Annotated in this window: 22 protein-coding genes and 1 pseudogene; 21 read left to right on the top strand and 2 right to left on the bottom strand. The window is 69.5% G+C overall.

Annotated features, from left to right (window positions below; genetic code table 11):
• The 7 genes and pseudogenes from V7Q31_RS07695 to V7Q31_RS07665 all read left to right on the top strand — a co-directional run.
• Positions 1–827, top strand: a pseudogene (locus tag V7Q31_RS07695) (long-chain fatty acid--CoA ligase); the annotation flags it as partial.
• Positions 828–931: 104 nt separating this feature from the next.
• A complete protein-coding gene (locus tag V7Q31_RS07690) occupies positions 932–1690 on the top strand; it encodes an ABC transporter ATP-binding protein (RefSeq protein WP_333833111.1) in 759 nt (252 codons plus the stop codon).
• Positions 1691–1822: 132 nt separating this feature from the next.
• Entirely contained in the window at positions 1823–2737 is a 915-nt protein-coding gene (locus tag V7Q31_RS07685; RefSeq protein WP_333833110.1) for a branched-chain amino acid ABC transporter permease, read from the top strand.
• A 2-nt stretch (positions 2738–2739) separates the two neighbouring features.
• The gene (locus V7Q31_RS07680) at positions 2740–2895 is read left to right on the top strand and encodes a hypothetical protein (RefSeq protein WP_333833108.1); all 156 of its coding nucleotides are present in this window, start codon (positions 2740–2742) and stop codon (positions 2893–2895) included.
• Positions 2892–3968, top strand: coding sequence for a branched-chain amino acid ABC transporter permease (locus tag V7Q31_RS07675; RefSeq protein WP_333833107.1), 1077 nt, complete (start codon positions 2892–2894; stop codon positions 3966–3968). Before V7Q31_RS07680 ends, V7Q31_RS07675 begins: the two co-directional genes overlap by 4 nt.
• 59 nt (positions 3969–4027) lie before the next feature.
• A complete protein-coding gene (locus tag V7Q31_RS07670; RefSeq protein WP_333833106.1) occupies positions 4028–5311 on the top strand; it encodes an ABC transporter substrate-binding protein in 1284 nt (427 codons plus the stop codon).
• A gap of 58 nt (positions 5312–5369) precedes the next feature.
• Positions 5370–6200 (top strand): ABC transporter ATP-binding protein, encoded by an 831-nt coding sequence (locus tag V7Q31_RS07665; RefSeq protein WP_333833105.1) that lies wholly within the window; start codon positions 5370–5372, stop codon positions 6198–6200.
• Positions 6201–6221: 21 nt separating this feature from the next.
• Here the strand turns inward: V7Q31_RS07665 and V7Q31_RS07660 are convergent, their stop codons facing one another.
• Complete coding sequence (locus tag V7Q31_RS07660) at positions 6222–6668, bottom strand: Lrp/AsnC family transcriptional regulator (RefSeq protein WP_333833104.1); 447 nt, start codon at positions 6666–6668, stop codon at positions 6222–6224.
• A gap of 138 nt (positions 6669–6806) precedes the next feature.
• Here V7Q31_RS07660 and V7Q31_RS07655 point away from each other — a divergent pair, with 138 nt between their 5' ends.
• The 14 genes from V7Q31_RS07655 to V7Q31_RS07590 all read left to right on the top strand — a co-directional run bounded on the left by V7Q31_RS07655 (position 6807) and on the right by V7Q31_RS07590 (position 21158).
• Entirely contained in the window at positions 6807–7943 is a 1137-nt protein-coding gene (locus V7Q31_RS07655; RefSeq protein ID WP_333833103.1) for a type III PLP-dependent enzyme, read from the top strand.
• Positions 7944–8029: 86 nt separating this feature from the next.
• The gene (locus V7Q31_RS07650) at positions 8030–9439 is read left to right on the top strand and encodes a mechanosensitive ion channel family protein (protein ID WP_333833102.1); all 1410 of its coding nucleotides are present in this window, start codon (positions 8030–8032) and stop codon (positions 9437–9439) included.
• A gap of 96 nt (positions 9440–9535) precedes the next feature.
• Entirely contained in the window at positions 9536–10498 is a 963-nt protein-coding gene (locus V7Q31_RS07645; RefSeq protein ID WP_333833101.1) for a polysaccharide deacetylase family protein, read from the top strand.
• Positions 10495–11199 carry a GntR family transcriptional regulator gene (locus V7Q31_RS07640; protein ID WP_333833100.1) on the top strand — a complete coding sequence of 235 codons (705 nt, stop codon included), beginning with the start codon at positions 10495–10497 and terminating at the stop codon, positions 11197–11199. Before V7Q31_RS07645 ends, V7Q31_RS07640 begins: the two co-directional genes overlap by 4 nt.
• A gap of 204 nt (positions 11200–11403) precedes the next feature.
• A complete protein-coding gene (locus V7Q31_RS07635) occupies positions 11404–12459 on the top strand; it encodes an extracellular solute-binding protein (protein WP_333833099.1) in 1056 nt (351 codons plus the stop codon).
• Entirely contained in the window at positions 12459–13583 is a 1125-nt protein-coding gene (locus V7Q31_RS07630) for an ABC transporter ATP-binding protein (RefSeq protein ID WP_333833098.1), read from the top strand. Before V7Q31_RS07635 ends, V7Q31_RS07630 begins: the two co-directional genes overlap by 1 nt.
• Positions 13580–14446, top strand: coding sequence for an ABC transporter permease (locus V7Q31_RS07625; protein ID WP_333833097.1), 867 nt, complete (start codon positions 13580–13582; stop codon positions 14444–14446). Before V7Q31_RS07630 ends, V7Q31_RS07625 begins: the two co-directional genes overlap by 4 nt.
• Entirely contained in the window at positions 14443–15243 is an 801-nt protein-coding gene (locus tag V7Q31_RS07620) for an ABC transporter permease (protein WP_333833096.1), read from the top strand. The genes V7Q31_RS07625 and V7Q31_RS07620 overlap by 4 nt, the downstream gene beginning before the upstream one ends.
• 5 nt (positions 15244–15248) lie before the next feature.
• Entirely contained in the window at positions 15249–16004 is a 756-nt protein-coding gene (locus V7Q31_RS07615; protein WP_333833109.1) for an aspartate/glutamate racemase family protein, read from the top strand.
• Positions 16001–16762, top strand: a complete 762-nt coding sequence (locus tag V7Q31_RS07610) for a maleate cis-trans isomerase family protein (protein ID WP_333833095.1) — start codon at positions 16001–16003, stop codon at positions 16760–16762. The genes V7Q31_RS07615 and V7Q31_RS07610 overlap by 4 nt, the downstream gene beginning before the upstream one ends.
• Complete coding sequence (locus V7Q31_RS07605; RefSeq protein WP_333833094.1) at positions 16759–17787, top strand: TRAP transporter substrate-binding protein; 1029 nt, start codon at positions 16759–16761, stop codon at positions 17785–17787. Before V7Q31_RS07610 ends, V7Q31_RS07605 begins: the two co-directional genes overlap by 4 nt.
• Positions 17787–18413 carry a TRAP transporter small permease subunit gene (locus V7Q31_RS07600; protein ID WP_333833093.1) on the top strand — a complete coding sequence of 209 codons (627 nt, stop codon included), beginning with the start codon at positions 17787–17789 and terminating at the stop codon, positions 18411–18413. The genes V7Q31_RS07605 and V7Q31_RS07600 overlap by 1 nt, the downstream gene beginning before the upstream one ends.
• A gap of 13 nt (positions 18414–18426) precedes the next feature.
• Positions 18427–19728, top strand: a complete 1302-nt coding sequence (locus V7Q31_RS07595; protein ID WP_333833092.1) for a TRAP transporter large permease — start codon at positions 18427–18429, stop codon at positions 19726–19728.
• A complete protein-coding gene (locus V7Q31_RS07590) occupies positions 19725–21158 on the top strand; it encodes an amidase (protein WP_333833091.1) in 1434 nt (477 codons plus the stop codon). The genes V7Q31_RS07595 and V7Q31_RS07590 overlap by 4 nt, the downstream gene beginning before the upstream one ends.
• Here the strand turns inward: V7Q31_RS07590 and V7Q31_RS07585 are convergent.
• On the bottom strand, positions 21140–22069 hold the full coding sequence (locus V7Q31_RS07585; protein WP_333833090.1) for a class I fructose-bisphosphate aldolase: 930 nt from the start codon (positions 22067–22069) through the stop codon (positions 21140–21142). The two genes, V7Q31_RS07590 and V7Q31_RS07585, sit on opposite strands and share 19 nt — an antisense overlap.
• Positions 22070–22125: the final 56 nt, after the last annotated feature.

Here is a 22125-nt window from a genome sequence, read left to right as displayed (position 1 = left end):
AGCAGCTCTACGGCCAGACCGAGGCGAGCGTGTTCATCACCCAGCAGCCCGACGGGCAAGTGCGCGCCGACACGGTGGGCGTGCCCTCGCCGGGGGTGGAGGTGCGGATCGGGGCGAACGGCGAAGTCTATTACCGCTCGCCGGGCGTGTTCGTCGAATACTACAAGAACCCGCAAGCCACCGCCGAGACGAAGGACCCCGAAGGCTGGGTAGCCACCGGCGACGCCGGCTTCTTCGAGGAGGGAACCGGGCATCTGCGAATCATCGACCGCGCCAAGGATGTGGGGCGGCTTCAGGACGGCGCGCTGTTCGCGCCGAAATACGTCGAGAACAAGCTGAAGTTCTTCCCCGACATTCTGGAGGCGGTCGCCTTCGGGCATGAGCGGCCCTGTTGCGCGGTGTTCCTCAACATCGACCTCGCCGCCGTCGGCGCCTGGGCGGAGCGCGAGAACATCGCCTACGCCTCCTATCAGGAGCTGGCGGGGCATCCGCAGGTCTATGCGCGGATGCAGAGCCATGTGGAGGCGGTCAACCGCAGCCTGGCCGAAGACCCGATGCTCGCGGGTTGCCAGATCCGCCGCTTCCTGGTGCTGCACAAGGAGTTGGACGCCGACGACGGCGAGCTGACCCGCACCCGCAAGGTGCGCCGCCGCATCATCGCCGAGCGCTACGCGCCGCTGATCGAGGCGCTTTACGACGGCTCGGCCAGCGTCCGCGCCGAGACCGAAGTCACCTATGAGGACGGGCGAAAGGGGGTGGTGGCGGCGACGCTCGAGATCAGGGACGCCGCCGTCCAGCCCATCGCCGCGACGGAGCGCGCCGCGTGAACCGCCCGCTCGCATATGTCGCCGAGGCCGCGCCGGACGACGCGACCTATGCGGCGGTCGAGGAGCGCCACGGCCTCCAGCCCCGCCGCATCGGGGACGTTGTCATGGAGGTGCGCAACATCACGCTGCGCTTCGGGGGCGTGACCGCGCTCAAGGACATCAGCTTCGACATCCGCGAAGGAGAAATCCGCGCGATCATCGGGCCGAACGGCGCGGGCAAGTCGTCGATGCTCAACGTCATCAACGGCTTCTACCACCCGCAGGAGGGCGAGGTGTGGTTCCGCGGCGCGCGTCGCCCGCGGATGCGCCCGCACCAGATCGCCCGGCAGGGCGTCGCGCGCACCTTCCAGAACATCGCGCTGTTCAAGGGGATGAGCACGCTCGACAACATCATGACCGGGCGTCTGACGATGATGCGCGCGCATATGGGCTGGCAGGCGATCTGGAAAGGCCCGGCGGAGGCCGAGGAGATCCGCCACCGCGAGCAGGTCGAGAAGATCATCGACTTCCTCGAGATCCAGCACATCCGCAAGAAGCCGGTCGGCGCGCTGCCCTACGGGTTGCAGAAGAGGGTGGAGTTGGGCCGCGCGCTGGCCGCCGAGCCGAAACTCCTGCTGCTCGACGAGCCGATGGCGGGGATGAACGTTGAGGAGAAGGAGGACATGAGCCGCTTCATCCTCGACGTGAACGAGGAGTTCGGCACGACCATCGCGCTGATCGAGCACGACATGGGGGTGGTGATGGACATCTCCGACCGGGTGGTCGTGCTCGATTACGGGCGCAAGATCGGCGACGGGACGCCCGCGGAGGTGCGCGCCAACCAGGACGTGATCGACGCCTATCTGGGAGTGGCGCATGACTGAGGCGGTCCGATGAGCGCGCTCGCCCGCCGCGCCGCCACGCCCGAAGGGATAGGGCTCGCGCTGCTGCTCGCCTTTCTCGCCTATGGGCTCGTGTGGCTCGCGAGCATCGACGCGCGCGACCGGCTGTTCTTTATGGAAGTCACGATTTCGGGGCTGCTTGCAGGGGTGATGTATGCGCTCGTCGCGCTCGGCTTCGTGCTGATCTTCAAGTCCTCGGGGATATTCAATTTTGCGCAAGGGGTTATGGCGCTCTTCGCAGGCATGTTCTGCGCGGGCTTCATGATGGAGTTCGGGCTGCCGCCCTTGGCCGCGATCCCGCTGACGCTGCTGGTTATGATCGGCGTCGCCTTCGCCATCGAGGGGCTGGTGCTGCGCCATCTGGTCAATCAGGAGCCGATCATCCTGTTCATGGCGACCATCGGGCTCGCTTATGTGCTGGAAGGGGTGGGCGACATCGTCTGGGGCTCGCAGGTGCGACCCATCGACGTGGGCCTTCCGAGCGGTGCGTCGGATTTCTTCCTCGACCGCTTCGACCTCTACGTGGAGAAGCTCGAGATCGCTGCGGCGGTCGTGGCGGGGGCGCTGGTGCTCGCGCTGATGGCCTTCTCGCAATACACGCGGATCGGGCGGGCGCTGCGGGCGGTGGCCGACGACCATCAGGCGGCGCTGTCGGTGGGCATCTCGCTGCGCATGATCTGGGTGATCGTGTGGTCCATCGCGGGGGCGGTCGCGCTGGTGGCGGGGGTGATGTGGGGCGCAAAGTCGGGCGTTCAATTTTCGTTAAGTTTGATTGCGCTCAAGGCGCTGCCGGTGCTCATTCTGGGAGGGTTCACGTCCATCCCCGGCGCCATTCTCGGCGGGCTGATCATCGGCGTCGGCGAGAAATGGGCCGAGATCTATCTGGGATCGACCATGAACGCCCTGTTCGGCCTTCAGGCGAGCTGGTTCACCGCGATCGAGAACTGGTTCGCCTATGTGCTTGCGCTCGCGTTTCTTCTGGTCAGGCCGCAAGGCCTGTTCGGCGACAAGATCATCGAGAGGGTCTAGCCATGACGATCAAGCTCGCTTTGCTCGCTTTGGTGGCGTTCGGCCTGTTGGTGGCCATGCGGGAGGGCCTGCGGGCGCTGCGGCGCGCGCGGATCGAGGCGTCGGCGCCGCGTCGGGTCGCCCATGAAACGCCGAAGCCGTTCGGAGCGCTTCGGTGATCTATCGCGAGACCGGCGACTTCAAGACGAGCTACGCCGCCGACCAGCAGATATTTCCCATCGCGCAGGATCGCTACGCGTTCTGGGCGCTGATGGCGGTCGCGTTCCTCGTCGTGCCGGTCTTCATCGACAGCTACTGGGAGAAATCGATCCTTCTCCCCTTTCTCGTCTACAGCCTCGCCGCCATCGGGCTGAACCTGCTCACCGGCTATTGCGGGCAGCTCAGCCTAGGGACAGGGGGCTTCATGGCGGTGGGGGCCTACACCGCCTACAAGCTGATGACGGGTTTCCCCGGGCTCGACATGACGCTGGTGGTGCTGGCCTCGGGCGCGATGACGGCGGCGGTGGGGATCGCCTTCGGGCTGCCGAGCTTGCGGATCAAGGGGTTCTATCTGGCCGTGGCGACGCTCGCCGCGCAGTTCTTCCTTGTGTGGCTCTTCAACAAGGTGCCGTGGTTCTACAACTATTCGGCCACCGGCCAGATCACCGCGCCCGAGCGCACCGCCTTCGGCGTGCAGGTGACCGGGGCGGGGGCGGAACCCTGGGCGACCTATCTCTTCGCGCTGTCCTTCGTCGTGATCTTCGGCTTTGTGGCGAAGAACCTCGTGCGCGGGCGGATCGGGCGGAGCTGGATGGCGATCCGCGACATGGACATCGCCGCCGAGATCATCGGCGTCGACCCTCTGCGCGCCAAGCTCTCGGCTTTCGGCGTGTCGAGCTTCTTCGTCGGGCTGGCCGGCGCTCTCTATTTCGCGGTGTGGTTCGGGGCGGCGGAGCCGACGGAGGCGTTCGGGATCAACGTCTCCTTCGAAGTGCTGTTCATGATCATCATCGGGGGCCTCGGCTCGATGCTGGGGAGCTTTCTCGGCGCGGCCTTCATCGTGCTGCTGCCGATCCTGCTCAAGACCGTGCTGGTGGATTTGTTCCTGCTCGGCACGGCCTTCGCGAAATATGTCGAGATCACCTCGCTGGGCGCGCTGATCATCCTGTTCCTGATCGTCGAGCCACACGGCCTTGCGCGGCTCTGGGCGACCACGAAGGAGCGGCTGCGCACCTGGCCCTTCCCCTACTGAATTCCGCCGAACCGACGCCCGCCGCAACGGGCGCGCCGACCTACAGGGAGAGACGACCGATGAGAAAGACCCTTCTGGCGACCGCCGCATTTCTCGGCATGGCCTCGGCTGCGAGCGCGCAGCTCGTCTTCGCCGGGCTCGACTACCGCACCGGGCCCTATGCGCCCGGCGGCGTGCCCTTCGCCGACGGCTACGCCGACTATTTCACACTTCTTCAGGCGCGCGACGGCGGCATCGGCGGCGAGCCGATCGAGTATCTCACCTGCGAGACCGCCTACAACACCGAGCAAGGGGTGGAGTGCTACGAGAGCACCAAGGGGCGCGGCGTGCTGGTCTATCAGCCGCTCTCGACCGGCATCACCTACCAGCTGATCCCCAAAGTCACCAACGACCAGATCCCGCTTCACACCATGGGCTATGGCCGGACTTCGGCTGCGAACGGAACGGTGTTCCCCTGGGTGTTCAACTACCCGGGGAATTACTGGGATGCGGCTTCGGTGATCGTGAAGCACATGCTCGACGTCGAGGGCGGGAGCCTCGAAGGCAAGAAGATCGCGCTCGTCTATCACAACTCGGCCTATGGCAAGGAGCCGATCCGCACGCTGGAGGAGCTGTCGAAGAAGCACGGCTTCGAGCTGATGCTGCTGCCGGTCGACCATCCCGGTCAGGAGCAGAAGGCGACGTGGCTCCAGATCCGCCGTGATCGGCCCGATTTCGTGACGATGTGGGGATGGGGCGTGATGAACCAGGTCGCGATTCAGGAGGCGGTCTCGATCCGCTTCCCGATGGACCGCTTCATCGGCGTCTGGTGGTCGGCCTCGGAGAACGACGTGGCGCCCGCCGGCGAGGGCGCGCATGGCTACAAGGCGGTCACCATGCACGGCGTGGGCGACGGCTACCCGATCTATGCGGACTTGCGCAAATACGTGCTCGACGCGGGCAAGGCGGCGGGCGACGCATCCAATCTCGGCACAGTGCTCTACAACCGCGGCATGATGGCGGCGATGTTCGCGGCGGAAGCCGCGCGCAAGGCGCAGGAAATCCATGGCGTCTCCAAGATCACGCCCGTGATGATGCGCGACGGGATGGAGGCGCTCGAGATCACCGAGGCGCGCCTTTCGGAAATCGGCCTGCCGGGCTTCGCGGCGCCCTTCTCGGTCAGCTGCGCCGATCACGGGGGCCCCGGCGTCGGCATGATCCAGCAATGGGACGCGACCGAGAAAAAGTTCGTCCTGATCACCGACTTCATCGCGCCCGACCGCGAGATCATCGGCCCGCTGATCGAGGCGGATTCGACGGCCTTCGCGCAGGAAGCGGGCATCACGCCGCGGACCTGCGACTGACGGGCCTCGCCGCGCCGCCCGACCGGCGGCGCGGTCTTCGACCGGGAGAGGACGGGCGATGCGCGACGAGGCCGAACTGGCGGGCATGGAGACGCTGCTCGCCGTCAACAACATCGAAGTGATCTACAACCACGTCGCGCTGGTGCTGAAGGGCGTCTCGCTCAGCCTGCCCAAGGGCGGGATCGTGGCGCTGCTCGGCGGCAACGGGGCGGGCAAGTCCACCACGCTCAAGGCGATCTCGAACCTGCTGAAATCAGAGCGCGGGGAAGTCACCAAGGGCTCGATCCTCTATCGCGGCGACCCGATCACCGGCGCCGCCCCCGCCGATCTGGTGCGCCGCGGCGTCATCCAGGTGATGGAGGGGCGGCACTGCTTCGGGCATCTGACGGTGGAGGAGAACCTCCTCACCGGCGCCTTCACCCGGCGCGACGGGCGCGAGGCGGTCGCCCATGATCTGGAGATGGTCTACGCCTATTTCCCGCGGCTGAAGGAGCGGCGGCGCAGCCAGGCGGGCTACACCTCGGGCGGCGAGCAGCAGATGGTGGCGATCGGGCGCGCGCTGATGAGCCGCCCGGAGACGATCCTGCTCGACGAGCCCTCGATGGGGCTGGCGCCGCAGCTGGTGGAGCAGATCTTCGAGATCGTGAAGCGTCTCAACGAGGAGCAGGGGGTGAGCTTCCTCCTCGCCGAGCAGAACACCAACGTCGCGCTGCGCTACGCCCATCACGGCTACATTCTGGAATCGGGGCGGATCGTGATGGACGGTCCGGCCGACGCGCTGCGCCAGAACCCGGACGTGCGGGAATTCTACCTCGGCATGGCCGCCGAGGGCCGCAAGAGTTTTCGCGACGTGCGCAGCTACCGCCGCCGCAAGCGCTGGCTGAACTGACGGAGCGTCAACCTCCCCCGTTCAGCGCCGCTTGTCGATCTTCGCGGTGAGGTGGATCAGGCTCTCCATCCCCCGCACGCCCTCCATCTCGCCGATCCGGTCCAGCGCTGCGTCGAGCTGCGGCGTGCCGGCGGAGGCGAGCTGGATCGCCATGTCGAAGCGCCCCGCCGTGGTGAACAGCCCCTCCACTTCGCGCATCTTGCGCAGGGCGGCGACGGTGGCGGCGGTCATCCGCGGTTCGACCTGAATCAGAACCGTGGCGCGGATCACGCCGGGGTCGTAAGCGTCGCCGGTCAGGATGGTGTAGCCGCCGATCACCCCCTGCCGCTCCAGCCGCTCGATGCGCGCCTGCGCGGTGGTGCGGGAGACGCCGAGGCGACGGGCGAGCTCGGCGGTGGGCGTGCGGGCGTCGCGGCGCAGGAGCCGGATCAGCGCATGGTCGGTGTCGTCGAGGTCTGCTTTCGTCATATCGTCAGATTAACGGCGTTCCGCCGAGATTTCCACGGCGATTCGCAAATCCGGCTGGTCAACTCCGACAATCTGAACTGTTATACCCTGAGGGCCGTCAGCGAGATGGCGCCCCTTGCCGAGAGGAAGACCCCACGGATGAGCACGACCGCGCCGATCTGGCGGACCCCAGAAGCCTATCTCGCCGCCGAGCGCCCCGACGCGCCGGTGCTGTTCTTCGCGCCCTCCGCGCTCGAGCGGACGGCCAGACGGTTTCTCGCGGGCTTCCCGGGTCTGACCACTTACGCGGTCAAGGCCAACAGCGAGCCGGCGGTGCTCCTGTCGCTGATCGCGGCGGGTGTGCGCGGCTTCGACGTGGCCTCCCCCGACGAGATCGCCCTCATCCATCGCCTCGCCCCGGATGCGGCGATGCACTACCACAACCCCGCCAAGGCGCGCGACGAGATCGCCTTCGCGCTGGCGCATGGGGTGCGGACCTTCTCGTTCGACAGCCATGTGGAACTCGCCAAGCTCGCGGAGATGACGCAGGGGCTGCAGATCGAGGCGTCGGTGCGCTTCCGGCTGCCGGTGGCGGGCGCGGCCTATGATTTCGGCTCGAAGTTCGGCGCCGACCCGGAGAAGGCGGCGGCGCTGCTGGCCGAGGCCGCGGCGCTCGGCATGACCCCGAGCCTGACCTTCCACCCCGGCACGCAGTGCGAGACGTCCTTCGCCTGGGTGTCCTACATCCGCCGCGCCGCCGAGATCGCGGAGATGGCGGGCGTGCGGATCGCGCGTCTGAACGTGGGCGGCGGCTTCCCCGCGGCGCTCTATGGCGACCATTTCGACCTCGAGGGCTTCTTCGCGGCGATCGAAGGGGCGACGCGCGAGGCGTTCGGCGACGACGCGCCGGCGCTCGTCTGCGAACCCGGGCGCGGGATGGTGGCCGACAGCATGGCGCTCGCGGCCAAGGTCAAGCTGGTGCGCGAGGACGGGGCAGTGTTCCTGAACGACGGCATCTATGGCGGTCTCGACGAGTTCCCGGTGCTCGGTCAGACGCATTCCTTCCGCGCGCTGAAGGCCGACGGAACCGCGCATGACGGCCCGACCCGCCCCGCCGTCCTGTTCGGCCCGACCTGCGATTCGCTCGACCGTCTGCCGGGCCAGCCCGACGTTCCGGCGGCGCTGGCCGAAGGCGACTGGCTCGTCTTCGACGCAATGGGCGCTTACGGCTCGGTGACGGCCACGCGCTTCAACGGCTACGGTGCGCTGCGCACGGCGGTCGTCGCGTCGCTCTGATCGGTCGGAAGAATTTTGCGGCGGCGTTCTTTGCGAGCGCCGCCGCATCGCGTTAAGGAACCCCCGACCGGATTTCGGAGGTTCGCATGCAGATTTTGAGGCTCGCGATCGCGGCCATGCTCTGGGCGGCGCTCGCCCTCGTCGCGCCCGCGCAGGAAGCCGCGCAGGACGCGCCCGCCGCCGCTGAAGCGCCCGCCTCGACGCTTCCGTCCGAAGTGACCGACCCGGCGATCCCGCCCGAAGAACTGACCTTCCGCCTCGTTCCCCTGACCGAGCCGGAGCTGGCGGAAGCCGCCGCCGCCTGGCTCGACATCGTCAAGAGCGCGACGCAGCGCGTCGCGGACGCGCAGGTCGCGCTGCTGCGCACCGAAGAGGCCGAAGCCGCCGACCGCATCCGCGAGCGCCTGATCGACCGCACGCAGGAGCGCGACCATCTGTTCCGCCTCTACGGCACGGTCGTGGACAGCTGGGAGAAGAAGGGCGGCGACGCGGCGGCGATCGCCCAGTTCCGCGCCTATCGCAACTCCATCGTGGTGGAGGAAACCCGCACCGCCGACGCCGAAACGCTCGCCAAGCAGGCGCTGGCCTGGGCGATGTCGGAGGAAGGCGGGATAAGGCTCGCCATCCAGACCGGCGTGATCGTCGCCTCGCTGCTGGGGCTGCTGATCGTGGCGCGGGTGGTGCGGCGGGTGGCCCGCCGGGGCTTCGGTCGGGTGCCGAACCTGTCGAAGCTGCTGCAGGCCTTCCTCGCCATGCTGGTCTACTGGCTCGTGATGGCCTTCGGGCTGCTGATCGTGCTGGCGGGGCTCGGGATCGACATCTCGCCGGTCTTCGCGCTGATCGGCGGCGCGTCCTTCATCATGGCCTTCGCCTTTCAGGACACGCTGGGCAACCTCGCATCGGGGCTGATGATCATGATCAACCGCCCCTTCGACGAAGGCGATTTCGTCGACATCGCCGGAACCGCGGGCACGGTGAAGGCGGTGAGCATCGTCGCGACGACCGTCGTCACGCCGGACAATCAGGTGATCGTCATCCCCAACAAGGCGGTGTGGGGCAACACCATCACCAACGTAACGACCAGCCCGACCCGCCGCGTCGATCTGACGTTCGGGATCGGCTACGACGACAGCATCGAGGAGGCGCAGCGCGTGCTGGAGCAGGTCGTCGGCGCGCATCCGCTGGTGTTGAAGGACCCCGCGCCGGTGATCCGGGTGGCGGCTCTCGGCGCGAGCTCCGTCGACTTCATCGTGCGGCCATGGACGCGCAGCGGCGACTACTGGACGGTGTACTGGGACCTGACGCGCCAGGTGAAGGAGGCGTTCGACGCCGCCGGCATCTCGATCCCCTTCCCCCAGACCGACATCCACATCCGTCAGGCCGACGCCGCGCCGAAAGCGCCCGCCCGCATCTCGGCGCCCGAGAGGCGCTCGCGCGGGACGGCCGTCGATCCCTCGCTCGAGGAGGCCGCAGCGGAGAATGCCGAGCGGGATTGACCGCCGCATCCGGCCCGGCCCAGTCTGACGCCGGGCCGGCTGCGCGTCGCCGGCGCGGCGCCCGGCCCCGGATCGACGCGAAGCGAAGAGCAGCGCATGGCGTTCGACCCGAGCGGCGATACCGCCTCCCCTCTCCCCCGGCCCGACCGCCGCGATTTTTTCGGGCGCGGGGGACGGCCCTTCGACCCGAACTGGCCTTGCGGCGCGCGCCTCGCCGTCTCGGTCGTCGTCAATGTCGAGGAAGGCGCGGAGCTCAGCATCGGCGATGGCGACCCGTGCAACGAGACCGTGCACGAAGTGGTCGAGGAAGTGGTCGGCGCGCCCGATCTGTGCATGGAGAGCCATTTCGAGTACGGCGCGCGCGCCGGCTACTGGCGCATCGCCGAGACGCTCGACCGCTTCGGCGTCAAGGCGACCTTCAGCGCATCGGCCCGCGCGCTCGAACGGTCGCCCTGGATGGCGCGCGACATCCTCGCTCGCGGCCACGAGATCAGCGCGCATTCCTGGCTGTGGGAGCGCCACGCCAATATGGACGAAGCGCAGGAGCGCGCCGTGATCGCGCGCGCGGTGTCGGCCATCGCAGCGGCGGCGGGCTCTCGCCCTGTCGGATGGCACACCCGATCGTCGGCGTCGGCGAACACCCGTCGCCTCCTCGTCGAAGAAGGCGGATTTCTCTACGACAGCGACGCCTATAACGACGATCTGCCCTATCTTGTGGAGGTCGCGGGGCGCCCGCATGTGGTGCTGCCCTACGCCTTCGACACCAACGACATGCGCTTCACGAAACAGGGCGGCTTCGTCTTCGGCGCCGATTTCGCGCGCTATTGCGGCGACGCTTTCGCGCGGCTCATGGCCGAGGGCGAAACCGCGCCGAAGATGATGTCGGTCGGGCTGCATCTGCGCATCATCGGCCGGCCGGGGCGGATCGGCGGATTGGAGGCGCTGCTGGAGCGGATGCGCGCGACGCCGGACGTCTGGTTCGCGCGCCGCTGCGACATCGCCCGGCACTGGCGCGCCCGAATGGGTCTGCCGGCCTTCGCCCCGGCGGAGCGCCCATGACGCGCGCTGCGGCGGACTTCGCGCAGGAGTCGCCGCCAGGGCATGTCGCGCTGGCCGAGAAGGTGGCCGACCAGCTGCGCGACATGGTGGTGCGCGGAGCCCTGGCGCCGGGCCAGCGCATCGTCGAGCGGCGGCTCTGCGCCGAACTCGACGTGTCCCGAACGCCGATGCGCGAGGCGCTGAAACTTCTCCGGCAGGACGGGCTGGTGGAGATTTCGCGCAATCGCGGCGCCCGCGTCACCGCCTATGACGGACGCGCTGCGATCGACCTGTTCGACGCCATCGGCGCGCTCGAAGCCGCCGCTGCGGAACGGATGGCGCGCAACCTCGACGCCGATCTGCTCGCGCGCTTCGAGGTCTTGCACGCGCAAATGCTGGCCGAGTACGACGCCGCGCGCCTCGACGACTATTTCGACGTCAACAGCGCGATCCACGATCTGATCGTGGAGGGCTGCGGCAACCCGGTCCTCGCCGAGAGCCGGCGGCGGCTGATGCTGCTGGCGCGCAGGGGGCGCTACATGGCGATCATGAACGCCGCGCGCTGGCGGCAGGCGGTCGCCGAGCACGAGGCCCTGATGCGCGCCTTCCGCGCCCGCGACGCCGCCGCCGCCCATGCGGTCTGGCGGGCGCATCTCGCCGCCACCGGGCATTCGGTCGCCGAAGCGCTGGCCGGCGGCGACGCCTGCGCGACGACCGGCTGAGCCGTCCACCCCCTCCCCTTGCGTCTGCGACAACGCCCGATCTTTGAGCAGCTGGCCTCCGTTCGCGCCCAACGCTCGGGCGCCTTTCAGGTCATGCCGTCGATCTGGGAGATTAACCCTTGCGAAAGGATCGCCGCGCGCCGACTCTGGCTGAAAATGGAATTCCATTCGCGCGATCCGTCGCGCGCCGACAGGGAGCCGACCATGATCGACCGCCTCGCCCCGCGCGGGCCCACCCGCCGCGCCTTCCTCCGCACAACCGCCCTCGCCACCGCCGGCGCTCTCGCCGCGCCCGCGATCCTGCGCGCGCAGACCAACGAAATCGTCGTGGGATGCGCCGGCAGCCACACCATCTGGATGGAGCAGATCGTGCTGCCGCACATGAAGGAGAAGTTCGGCGCGACGATCCTCTTCGAAGGCACGAAATCCACCGTGAACCTCGAGAAGATGCGCGCCAACAAGGCCGCGCCCTATCTCTCGGTCGTGCAGATGGACGATCCCGTGATGATCCTCGCCGTCGAGGAAGGTCTGCTGCGCCCGGCGACGCCCGCGATCGTTCCCAACATGGCGAAGCTGCGCGAGGGCGCGACCCACATGGACGGGATGTGGTGCAACTACGTCCAGCCCTGGGCCGGGATCGCCTACAACACCGGCCTGATGAGCGGAGTTCCGAGCTGGGAGGCGCTCTGGGCGCCGGAGGCTGCGGGCAAGGTCATCATCCCCGGCCTGCAGAACACCGAAGGCATGTGGACGCTCTTCGCCGCCGCCCAACTCGCCACCGGCAAGCCGATGGCCGAGGCGCAGTACGAGACCGACGCGGCCTTCGAGAAGCTCGCCGCCCTCAAGCCGAACCTGCTGACCACCTATTCGGTGATGAGCCAGGCGTTCAACCTGCTCGAGCAGGGCGAGATTTCGATGCTGTCGGGCAGCTTCTCGTCCTATGCGCTGCCGCGCAAGGTCGAGGGCGCGCCGGTCGACCTCGCCGCCCCGCAGGAGGGCATCTTCGCCATGCCCTCGGGGATCACGCTGGTGAAGGGCGGCCCCAACCCCGAGCTCGCCGACGCCTACATGAACGAGATGCTGAGCGCGGATTTGCAGACCCGGCTCGCCGAATTCGCCTCCTCGCTGCCCGCCAACACCGAAGCGAAGGCGAGCGTCGCGCTGCCCGAGGGGATTTCCGTGTTCTCGCCCGACTGGGCTTTCGTGTCGGCCAACCGCGCCGCATGGATCGACCGCTTCGACAAGCTGATGGCGGCCTGATGGCGCTGGCGGCGCGACCCGTGGCGTCGCCGCCGCCTCTTCCCGAGGCGGTGGGCGACGCCCGATATCTCGACGTCGCGGCGGTCTCGAAAAGCTATCGCGGGGCGCGCGTGATCGACCGGCTCGACTTCGCGGTGGCGCGGGGGGAGCTGGTGTCGCTGCTCGGGCCTTCGGGTTGCGGCAAGACCACGCTCCTGCGCCTGATCGCGGGGCTGGTCGAGGCGGACGAGGGCGCCGTCGCCATCGGCGCGCGCGACGTGACCCGCACGCCCGCGCACCGGCGCAACGTCTCGGTGGTGTTCCAGAACTACGCCCTGTTTCCGCATCTCGACGTGGCCGAGAACGTGGCCTTCGGGCTCAAGGCGCGCGGGCGGCGAGCCGCGGAGATCGGGCCGAGGGTGGCCGAGGCGCTGAGTCTCGTGCGCATGTCCGATTTCGCGAGGCGGCGGGTCTCGGCGCTGTCGGGCGGGCAGCAGCAGCGCGTGGCGGTGGCGCGCGCGCTGGTGGTCGAGCCCGATCTGCTGCTGCTCGACGAACCTTTCTCGGCCCTCGACCGCAAGCTGCGCGAAACCATGCAGGTCGAGCTCAAGACGCTGCTGCGCGCGCGCGGCATCACGGCGGTCTTCGTCACGCACGATCAGGACGAGGCGCTGGCCGTATCCAACCGCATCGCCGTGATGAACAAGGGCCGGATCGAGCAGTTCGCGCCGCCCGCCGAGCTCTACGCCCGCCCCGCCACGCCCTTCGCACTCGATTTCGTCGGGCTGTCGACGCGGCTCGCCGGGCGCGTCACGGCTTCGGTCGGCGGCATCGTCGAGATCGAGACGGCGCATGGCCGGGTGCGCGGCCCGGGCGCCCTGCCGTTCGGCGCTCTGGCGCTGGCTGGGGTGCGGCCGGAACTGGTGGCGCTCGCCGACGCCCCGCCGCCCGGCGCCAACGCCATCTCGGCGACCGTCGCCGACGTCATGTGCCTCGGCTCGAAAACCCATCTGCACGGCGCCGCCGAAGGCGAGGACCGCATCCTGTGCGAGATGGCCGGCGCCGTCGCCGCTCCGCCTGTCGGCGCGAGCGTGCGCCTCGTCTGGCCGGTCGCCGAAACGCTGATCTACCCGGCGGCGCCATGACCGCCCGCGCCGAGCCCGCGCCGCTGCGCCTGCCGCAGCTCGACCGCTTCGCGCTGCTCGCCGCGCCAGGCCTCGCCTATCTGGGTCTGATCTACGCCTTGCCGCTCGCGCTGCTGCTGCTCGACAGCCTGCGCGACGCGGACGGCGCGTTCACGCTCGCCTCATATGCGGCCTTCTTCGCCGACCCCTTCAACATGAGCGTGCTGTGGCGCACGCTCCGGGTCGCGGCGCTGACGACGCTGCTCGCGCTCCTCATCGCCTGGCCCACCGCCTTCGCGCTGGCGCGCGCGCAGGGGCTCGCGCAGACGCTGATCCTCGCCGCGATGGTGCTGCCGCTGTCGGTGGGGGTGATCGTCAAGGCTTTCGCCTGGTCGATCCTGTTCCGCACGCAGGGCCCGATCAACCAGATGTTGACGGGGCTCGGGATCGTCGAACAGCCGCTGCGGCTGTTGTTCACCGAGACGGCGCTGATCATCGGCGCGGCCAATGTGTTCCTGCCCTTCGCGGTGCTGCCGATCTACGCAGTGATCCGCCAGATCGACCCCGCGCTGTCCGCCGCCGCCGCCTCGCTGGGCGCGACGCCCTGGTTCCGCTTCACCCGGGTCGTCGCGCCGCTGACCGCGCCCGGCGTCGTGGCCGGCGGGGCCTTCGTGTTCTCGCTGGCGGTGTCGATGTATGTGATCCCGTCGCTGATCGTGGGCGAGCGCCAGCAGGTGCTGTCGATGCTGATCGCGCGCTCCTTCCTGTTCCTGCGCGACGAACAGTTCGGCGCCACCGTCTCGGCGATCCTGCTGATGATCGCGGTGGCGGTGGTGATGGGGTCGAGCTGGCTGGTCGCCCGGATGTCGGGGGGCCGCGCATGACCCGCGCCGACCGCATCGCCCGCAGCGTCAGCTGGTGGATCGCGGGCTTCGCCGTGGTCTTTCTGATGGCGCCGCTGGTCGTCACGGTGGTCGTGTCCTTCAGCGCCTCCTCGGTCTACACCCTGCCGCCGCCCGACTGGTCGCTGCGCTGGTACGAGGCGATGGGGCGGCGCTCGGGGCTCATGGAGGCGCTGACGCTGTCGCTGAACCTCGCCTTCGTCTCCACCGCGATCAGCCTCGTCATGGGGACGGCGGTGGCGATGGCGGTGGCGCAGGGGACGTTTCCGGGCCGCTCGGCCATCGCGACCTTCTCGGTCTCGCCGCTGATGATGCCGGGGCTCGTGGTGGGCGTGGCGCTGTTGCAGTTCCTCCGCGAGATGGGCCTGCGCGACGCCTATTGGAGCCTGCTGATCGGCCACATCCTGATCACCCTGCCCTTCGTGATGCGCACGCTGCTCGCGGCGATGGCGAGCTTCGACTTCTCGCTGATCGACGCGGCGCGCACGCTGGGCATGAGCTGGCCCAGGGCGGCGCTGAAGGTGCTGGCGCCGAACCTCGCGCCGGCTTTCCTCACGGCGGGGCTCTTCGCCTTCCTCGCCTCGATGGACAACTACCCGATCTCGATCTTCCTGACGGATGCGCGCAACAAGACGTTGCCGATCAAGATGCTGCAATATCTCGAAGAACAGCCCGACCCGAGCATCGCCGCCATGTCGAGCGGCCTGATCCTGATGGCGCTGGCCGCGCTGATCCTGGGCGCGCGGACCGTCGGGCTCAACCGCATGATCCAGGGGTGAGCGCCATGACGCGCCTGCTGCTCGTCAATCCCAACATGACCTGCGAGATGACCGACCGCCTCGCCGCCGTGGCGCGGCGCGCGGCGAGCGCCGGGACCGAAATCGTGCCGCTCACCGCGACGCGGGGCTTTCCCTACATCTCCTCGCGCGCGGAATCGCTGATCGCGGGGACCATCGCGCTCGAGATGATCGCCGAGCACCGCGAGGGCGCGGACGCCGTGGTGATCGCGGCCTATGGCGACCCGGGCCTGCGGGCGGCGCGCGAGCTGTTCGACATCCCCGTCGTCGGCATGGCCGAGGCCGCCATGCTGACCTCCTGCATGCTCGGCGAGACGTTCGGCTTGGTGACGTTCACCCCGCGCATGACCCCCTGGTATCGCGACAACGTCGTCGAGGCCGGCCTGACCGGACGTTTCGTCGGCATGCGCACGCCGCCCGAGGCGGTGGGGCCAGTGACGCTGGTCGCGCAGACCATGCGCGACATGCTGCTCGCCCTCGCCCGCGAAAGCGCGCTCGAAGACGGGGCGGATGTGGTGATCCTCGGCGGCGCGCCGCTCGCGGGCCTCGCCGAGACCTTCGCCGAGGACTGCCCCGCCGTGCTGGTGGACCCCGTCTCGGCGGCGGTGCGCCAGGCCGAGACGCTGGCCAAGCTCGCCCCGCGCGGCGCGCATCGGGGCCGCTTCGCCCGACCGCCGGGAAAACCCTCCGAAGGTCTCCACCCCGCCCTCGCCCGGCTGATCGCCGAAGGCGCCGCCGCATGAGCGCGGCGCAAGTCCGTCTGGGGATGTTGACGCCGTCCTCCAACACGGCGCTTGAGCCTGCTACGGCGGCGCTGCTGGCCGGCGCTCCGCATGTCAGCGCGCATTTCGCCCGGCTGCGCGTGACCGAAATCGCGCTGACGGACGCCGCGCTCGGCCAGTTCGACGCGGCGCCCTTTCTCGCCGCCGCCGATTTGCTGGCCGACGCGAAAGTCCATTCCATCGTCTGGAACGGCACTTCGGGCGGCTGGCGCGGCTTCGACGCCGACCGCGCGCTCTGCGCCGCCCTCGAAGCGCGCACCGGGGCGCCCGCCACCACGGCGACGCTCGCCACGCTCGACGCGCTGGCGGCCTTCGGCGCGCGCCGGATCGCCTTCGTCACGCCCTATCTGCCCGAGGTGCAGGCGGCGATCCTGCGCAACTTCGCCGCCGCCGGCTTCGAGACGGTCGCCGAGCGGCATCTGGGCGACCGCGGCAACTTCTCCTTCGCCGAGTTCGCCGAGGATTTGATCGAGGGCATGTTCCGCGACGTCGCCGCCGCGAAGCCCGACGCGATCCTGATCTATTGCACCAATTTCCGCGGGACGCGCGTCGCCCCCCGCCTCGAAGCCGAGACCGGGATTCCCGTTCTCGACAGCATCGCCGTCGCCGCCTGGGGCGCGCTCTGCGCCGCCGGCGCCGACCCTTCCGGAATCGCCGGCTGGGGAAGACTGTTCCAACGCCCCCCCGCCTCTCACGCAAGACAAGGAGAACCCGCATGAAGTTCCTCGCCAGCGCGACCGTCGCCGCCCTGCTCGCCACCGGCGCCGCCGCCCAGACCTACAGCTTCAAGGCGATGGGCCAGCCGGTCGCGACCGGCAACATCCAGAAGAACGTCGAACAGCCCTTCTTCGAGAATTTCGGCGAACGCACCGGCATCGACGCCGTGGTGGACTACAAGCCCATCGACGTCACCGGCATCAAGGACACCGAACAGCTGCGCATCCTCAAGGCGGGGCTGTTCGACATCATCTCGCTGCGCCTCAGCCAGGTGTCGCGCGACGAGCCGACCATTCTCGGGCTCGACCTCGTGGGCCTGAACCCCGACTATGCGACCGGGCGCGAGACCGTCGCAGCATACAAGGACGCGGTGGATGCGCAGCTTCAGGCGAAGTTCGGGACCAAACTGCTCGGCGTCTGGCCGTTCGGCCCGCAAGTGTTGTTCTGCAAACCCGAAATCGCGCAGCTCGCCGATCTCGAGGGGCTGAAGGTGCGCGTCTACGACCAGAACCTCGCCAATTTCGTGTCCTCGGTCGGCGGAACGCCGGTGCCGCTGAGCTTTCCCGACGTGCACCAGTCGCTCGCCCGCGGCGTGGTCGATTGCGCGATCACCGGGCCGAGCTCGGCGAATTCCGCCGGCTGGCCGGAAGTGACCGCCTACACCCTGCCCATCGCCTTCCAGCTCGCGATGAACGGCTACGGCGTCAGCCTCGACGCCTGGAACAAGCTGTCGCCCGAGGATCAGACCAAGCTCCAGGCCGGCTTCGACGCGCTGATCGAGGACATCTGGGCCTATTCCGAGACGCTGTTCGACGACGCCGTGCGCTGCAATGTCGGCGCGACGCCCTGCGAGACCGGCAAGACCTACGATCTGAAGCTGGTCGAGATCACCGAAGCCGACCGCGCGCTGATCGCCAACGCCGTCAAGGACATCTCCTTCCCGACCTGGGCGGAGATCTGCGACAAGACCAATCCGGGCTGCTCGGAGGGGTGGAGGGCCAGCGTCGGCAAGAAGGTCGGCTTCTGATGGCGCAGGTGGAGGGCGGGGCCGCGCGCCCCGCCAGCCGCGCGCCCGCACGCGCCGCGACCAACCGTCTGCTCGAAGCCTTCGCCGCCAACGCCAGCCGGCTTTTCGGCGTCGCTCTGGTTGCCCTGTCGCTCTTCATCGCGCTCGAGACGGTGCTGCGCAAAGTCGCTTCTTTCTCGTTCGAAGGCGCTGACGAGCTTGGCGGCTACGTGCTGGCCGTCGGCTCCTGCCTCGCCTTCGTGGTGGCGCTGGTGGACCGCGCGCATATCCGCATCGACGTGCTGCACGCCCGCCTGCCCGCGCGCTTTCAGGAGCTGGCGGACTGGCTGGCGATGCTGTCGATGAGCGCGCTGGGCGCGTTCCTCGTCTGGGTTTCGCGCGACACCATCGCCGACACGCTGGCCTATGGCAGCACGGCGCCGACGCCCTGGGCGACGCCGCTGATCTGGCCGCAGGCGCTGTGGTTCGGCGCGCTGTGCCTGTTCGCGCTCACCGCCGTGCTGCTCGGCGTGCGGGCGACCTGGCTCTACTGGAGCGGGCGTCGCGCCGGGCTGACCTCCGAGTTCCACCCGCGCGGCGCAATGGAGGAACTCGCGGAGGAGCTGCAATCGGGGGCGTCGCGGTGACGGGGGCCGCGCAATGGGCGTAGGCGCGGTCCTCGGCGGGTTCCTCGCGATGATGGCCCTGCTGCTGGCGAGCCTGCCGGTGGCCGCGATCATGGTGCTGCTCGGCGTGGTCGGCGGCGTGCTGCTCTATGGCTGGCCGCTGCTGAACGCGATGGGCCCCGTTGTGTGGGGCGTGCTCAACGAGAACCTGCTCACCGCGATCCCCCTCTTCATCCTGCTGGGCGAGCTGCTGCTGCGCTCGGGCGTGGCGGACCGGATGTACGGCGCGCTCGCGCTGTGGCTGGGACGGCTGCCGGGGGGGCTGCTGCACACCAATATCGGCTGCTGCGCGCTGTTCGCGGCGACTTCGGGCTCGTCCGTGGCCACGGCGGCGACGGTCGGCACGGTGGCGCTGCCGGCGCTCGACGCCCGCGGCTACGACCCCGCCCGCGCGCTCGGCTCGCTGGCCGCCGGCGGCACGCTCGGGATCCTCATTCCGCCGAGCGTGAACCTGCTGATCTACGGCTCGCTCGCCAACGAATCGATCGGGCGGCTGTTCATCGCGGGGCTGGTCCCCGGCCTGCTGCTCACCGCCTGCTTCATGGCGTGGATCGCCATCGAGTCGCTGCTGCGCGACGGCGGCGCGACCGCCGACGTCGCCGCCCCGCTGCGCGAGAAGCTCGCCGCTCTGCGCTGGCTGGCGCCGCCGGCGGTGATCTTCGGCGTGGTGATGGGCTCGATCTACGCCGGGATCGCGACGCCGACCGAATCCGCGGCCCTCGGCGTTGTGGCGGCGCTGGTCTTCGTGTGGCGCGAGGGGCGGCTGAACTGGGCGCTGATGGACGCCGCCTTCCGCCAGACCGCCCGCACCTCCGGCATGATCCTGCTGATCATCACGGCGGCCTTCATGCTCAACGTCACGCTGGCGCTCGGCGGCGTCGCGCAGGCGATGACGGCGTGGGTCGCCTCGCTGGGCCTCAGCGCGACCGGGCTCCTGCTGGCGCTGATCGTGTTCTACGTGGTCCTCGGCATGTTCATGGACGTGCTGTCGATGCAGGTGCTGACCATCCCCGTCGCCCTGCCCATCGTGACGGCGGTGGGGGTCGATCCGATCTGGTTCGGCATCTTCATCGTGCTGATGTGCGAGCTGGGGATGATCACCCCGCCTGTCGGCATGAACCTCTATGTCGTGCAGGGCGTGCGGACCGATGGCGGCCCGTTCCGCGACGTGGTGAAGGGCGCGATCCCCTATGTCGTCATCATGCTGCTGTTCACGCTGCTGATCATCGCCTTTCCGCAGATCGTGCTGTGGCTCCCGCAGGGCATGTACGGATGAGCGATCTCTGGACGCTCGACGCGGCGGGACTGGTCGAGGCCTATCGCGCGGGAAGCGCCGACCCGGTGGAGGCGCTCGAGGCGGCGCGCGACCGCATCGCCCGGCTCGACCCCGCGCTCGGCGCGTTCGTCGCGCCGAACCCGCAGGCCCGCGCAGAGGCCGAGGCGAGCGCGGCGCGCTGGCGGGCCGGCGCGCCGCTCGGGACGCTCGACGGCGTTCCCGTCGCGCTCAAGGACAATCTGGCGGCGCGCGGCATGCCGGCGCGCTGGGGCGGGCCGACCTTTCCCGATGCGCCGCTGGCGCAGGACGAGCTTCCCGTCGCCCGGCTGCGCGCCGCCGGCGCCGTCGCGCTCGGCAAGACCAACACGCCCGAATTCGCCGTCGAGGGCTACACCGGCAACGCGCTGTTCGGCGACACCGGAAACCCCTGGGCGCCCGACCTCACCCCCGGCGGCTCGTCCGGCGGATCGGTCGCCGCGGTGGCGGCGGGGATGGCGACGCTCGCGCTCGGCACGGACGGCGGCGGCTCGCTGCGCCGGCCCGCCGCCTATTGCGGGCTGTTCAGCCTCAAGGCCGGGATCGGGCGCTACGCGCGCGCCGGCGGCCTGCCGCAAGTGCTGCTCGACATGGAGGTGGTCGGCGGGTTGACCCGGTCGGCGCGCGACCTCGCGCTGCTCGACGCGGTGCTGGCGGGCCCCGACCGGCGCGACCCGCGCGCGCGGGCGCAGGCCCCCGAGGCGCCGGTCCCGCAGCGCCCGCGCATCCTGTTCGTCGAGCGCTTCGGCGACGCGCCGCTCGACCCCGTCATCGCCGCGCGCCTCCGCGAGGCCGCGGCGGCGCTCGCCGCCGACGGCTGCGCGGTGACGGAGGGCGCCCTGCCTTTCGATGTCGCCCCCCTGTCGGCGATGTGGCCCGAGATCGCGAAGATCGGCCTTGCGCGCCTCGCCGAGACCCTCCCCGGCTTCGCGCAAGCGAGCCCGAAATACCGCGCGATGGCCGACGAGGGCGCGGCGCTCCCCGCGACCCGGTTGCTCGCGATCATCGAGGAGATCGACCGGCTGCGCAGCGCGGCGAGCCGGGCCTTCGCCGAGATCGACCTGATCCTGACCCCCGCCTGCGCAGCGCAGCCCTGGCCGAAAGGCGAAAGCCACCCGCCCGAAATCGACGGCGTCGCGGTCGGCCCGCGCGGCCACGCGATCTACACCGGATGGGTCAACGCGATCGGCTGCCCGGCGCTCAGCGCGCCATGCGGGCGCGACGCGCACGGATCGCCGGTGGGGCTTCAGCTCGTCGCCGATCTCGGCGGCGAGCCGCTGCTCCTGACGATGGCCGCGCGTTGCGAACGGCTGTTCGGCGGCTGGAGCGCGTGGCCGGCGATGGCGACGGCGCCAGCGCCGCCGCCGCCCGCGCGTCAGTCCTTGCCCTTGTAGATCTCGATGAGCTTGGCCAGCATCGCCAACGCCTCGTCGCGCGGGCGCTGGAAGGTGTTGCGCCCGATGATCGAGCCGTTGCCGCCGCCGTCGCGGATCGCGCGGGCGTCGTCATAGACCGCGTCGGCGCCCTTCGCGGCGCCGCCCGAGAACACGACGATGCGCCGGCCGCCGAACGCCGCCTGCATGCAGTGCGCCACGCGCGCCGCCTGGGTCGAAACGTCGATCTTCTGACCCTCATAGACCTTTCGGGCTTCGTCCTGCTCGAGATGGTCGGTCGAGAGCTTGATCTTGATGATGTGCGCGCCGAGCAGCGCCGAGATTTGCGCGGCGTAGGCGCCGACGTCGATGGCGGTCTCGCCGGCCTTGGAGAGGTCCTCGCCGCGCGGATAGGACCAGATCACCGTCGCGATGCCGAGCGACGCGGCCTCGCGGCGCATCTCGGCGATCTCCTCGAACATGTCGAGCCCGGCCGCCGAGCCGGGATAGATCGTGAAGCCGATCGCCGAGCAGCCGAGCCGCAGCGCGTCCTCGACCGAGGCCGTGATCGCCTGATCGTAGGGCGCCGATTTCGGCACCAGCGAGTTGGAGGAGTTCACCTTAAGGATGGTCGGGATCTGGCCGGCGAAGGTGTCGGCGCCCGCCTCGATCATCCCCAGCGGGGCGGCGTAGGCGTTCAGCCCCGCGTCGATGGCCATCTGATAGTGGTAATGCGGGTCGTAGCCGGCGGGGTTCGGGGCGAAGCTGCGCGCCGGGCCGTGCTCGAAGCCCTGATCGACCGGCAGGATCACCATCTTGCCGGTGCCGCCGAGCTTGCCGGCCATCAGCATGCGGCAGAGCTGGGCCTTCACCCCGGGGGTCTCGCCTTCGTAGTTGGCGAGGATCTTCTGGACGGCGCGGCTGGCTTTCATCGGATGCGGCTCCTGTGCGGGGGCGGACAGACCCGTGATCCGCTAGCCGCGCGCGC

The organism is Rubrimonas sp., assembly GCF_036788415.1.
Taxonomy (GTDB): Bacteria; Pseudomonadota; Alphaproteobacteria; order Rhodobacterales; family Rhodobacteraceae; genus Rubrimonas.
This window is presented reverse-complemented; position numbering and strand designations above follow the sequence as displayed.

Coding starts and splice junctions, on each gene's coding strand:
- V7Q31_RS07625 (WP_333833097.1), top strand. CDS start 13,580: ATGACCGCCCGCGCCGAGCCCGCGCCGCTGCGCCTGCCGCAGCTCGAC.
- V7Q31_RS07620 (WP_333833096.1), top strand. CDS start 14,443: ATGACCCGCGCCGACCGCATCGCCCGCAGCGTCAGCTGGTGGATCGCG.
- V7Q31_RS07660 (WP_333833104.1), bottom strand. CDS start 6,668: ATGACGAAAGCAGACCTCGACGACACCGACCATGCGCTGATCCGGCTC.
- V7Q31_RS07600 (WP_333833093.1), top strand. CDS start 17,787: ATGGCGCAGGTGGAGGGCGGGGCCGCGCGCCCCGCCAGCCGCGCGCCC.
- V7Q31_RS07595 (WP_333833092.1), top strand. CDS start 18,427: ATGGGCGTAGGCGCGGTCCTCGGCGGGTTCCTCGCGATGATGGCCCTG.
- V7Q31_RS07615 (WP_333833109.1), top strand. CDS start 15,249: ATGACGCGCCTGCTGCTCGTCAATCCCAACATGACCTGCGAGATGACC.
- V7Q31_RS07655 (WP_333833103.1), top strand. CDS start 6,807: ATGAGCACGACCGCGCCGATCTGGCGGACCCCAGAAGCCTATCTCGCC.
- V7Q31_RS07610 (WP_333833095.1), top strand. CDS start 16,001: ATGAGCGCGGCGCAAGTCCGTCTGGGGATGTTGACGCCGTCCTCCAAC.
- V7Q31_RS07590 (WP_333833091.1), top strand. CDS start 19,725: ATGAGCGATCTCTGGACGCTCGACGCGGCGGGACTGGTCGAGGCCTAT.
- V7Q31_RS07670 (WP_333833106.1), top strand. CDS start 4,028: ATGAGAAAGACCCTTCTGGCGACCGCCGCATTTCTCGGCATGGCCTCG.
- V7Q31_RS07665 (WP_333833105.1), top strand. CDS start 5,370: ATGCGCGACGAGGCCGAACTGGCGGGCATGGAGACGCTGCTCGCCGTC.
- V7Q31_RS07630 (WP_333833098.1), top strand. CDS start 12,459: ATGGCGCTGGCGGCGCGACCCGTGGCGTCGCCGCCGCCTCTTCCCGAG.
- V7Q31_RS07585 (WP_333833090.1), bottom strand. CDS start 22,069: ATGAAAGCCAGCCGCGCCGTCCAGAAGATCCTCGCCAACTACGAAGGC.
- V7Q31_RS07605 (WP_333833094.1), top strand. CDS start 16,759: ATGAAGTTCCTCGCCAGCGCGACCGTCGCCGCCCTGCTCGCCACCGGC.
- V7Q31_RS07645 (WP_333833101.1), top strand. CDS start 9,536: ATGGCGTTCGACCCGAGCGGCGATACCGCCTCCCCTCTCCCCCGGCCC.
- V7Q31_RS07685 (WP_333833110.1), top strand. CDS start 1,823: ATGGAAGTCACGATTTCGGGGCTGCTTGCAGGGGTGATGTATGCGCTC.
- V7Q31_RS07690 (WP_333833111.1), top strand. CDS start 932: ATGGAGGTGCGCAACATCACGCTGCGCTTCGGGGGCGTGACCGCGCTC.
- V7Q31_RS07640 (WP_333833100.1), top strand. CDS start 10,495: ATGACGCGCGCTGCGGCGGACTTCGCGCAGGAGTCGCCGCCAGGGCAT.
- V7Q31_RS07650 (WP_333833102.1), top strand. CDS start 8,030: ATGCAGATTTTGAGGCTCGCGATCGCGGCCATGCTCTGGGCGGCGCTC.
- V7Q31_RS07635 (WP_333833099.1), top strand. CDS start 11,404: ATGATCGACCGCCTCGCCCCGCGCGGGCCCACCCGCCGCGCCTTCCTC.
- V7Q31_RS07680 (WP_333833108.1), top strand. CDS start 2,740: ATGACGATCAAGCTCGCTTTGCTCGCTTTGGTGGCGTTCGGCCTGTTG.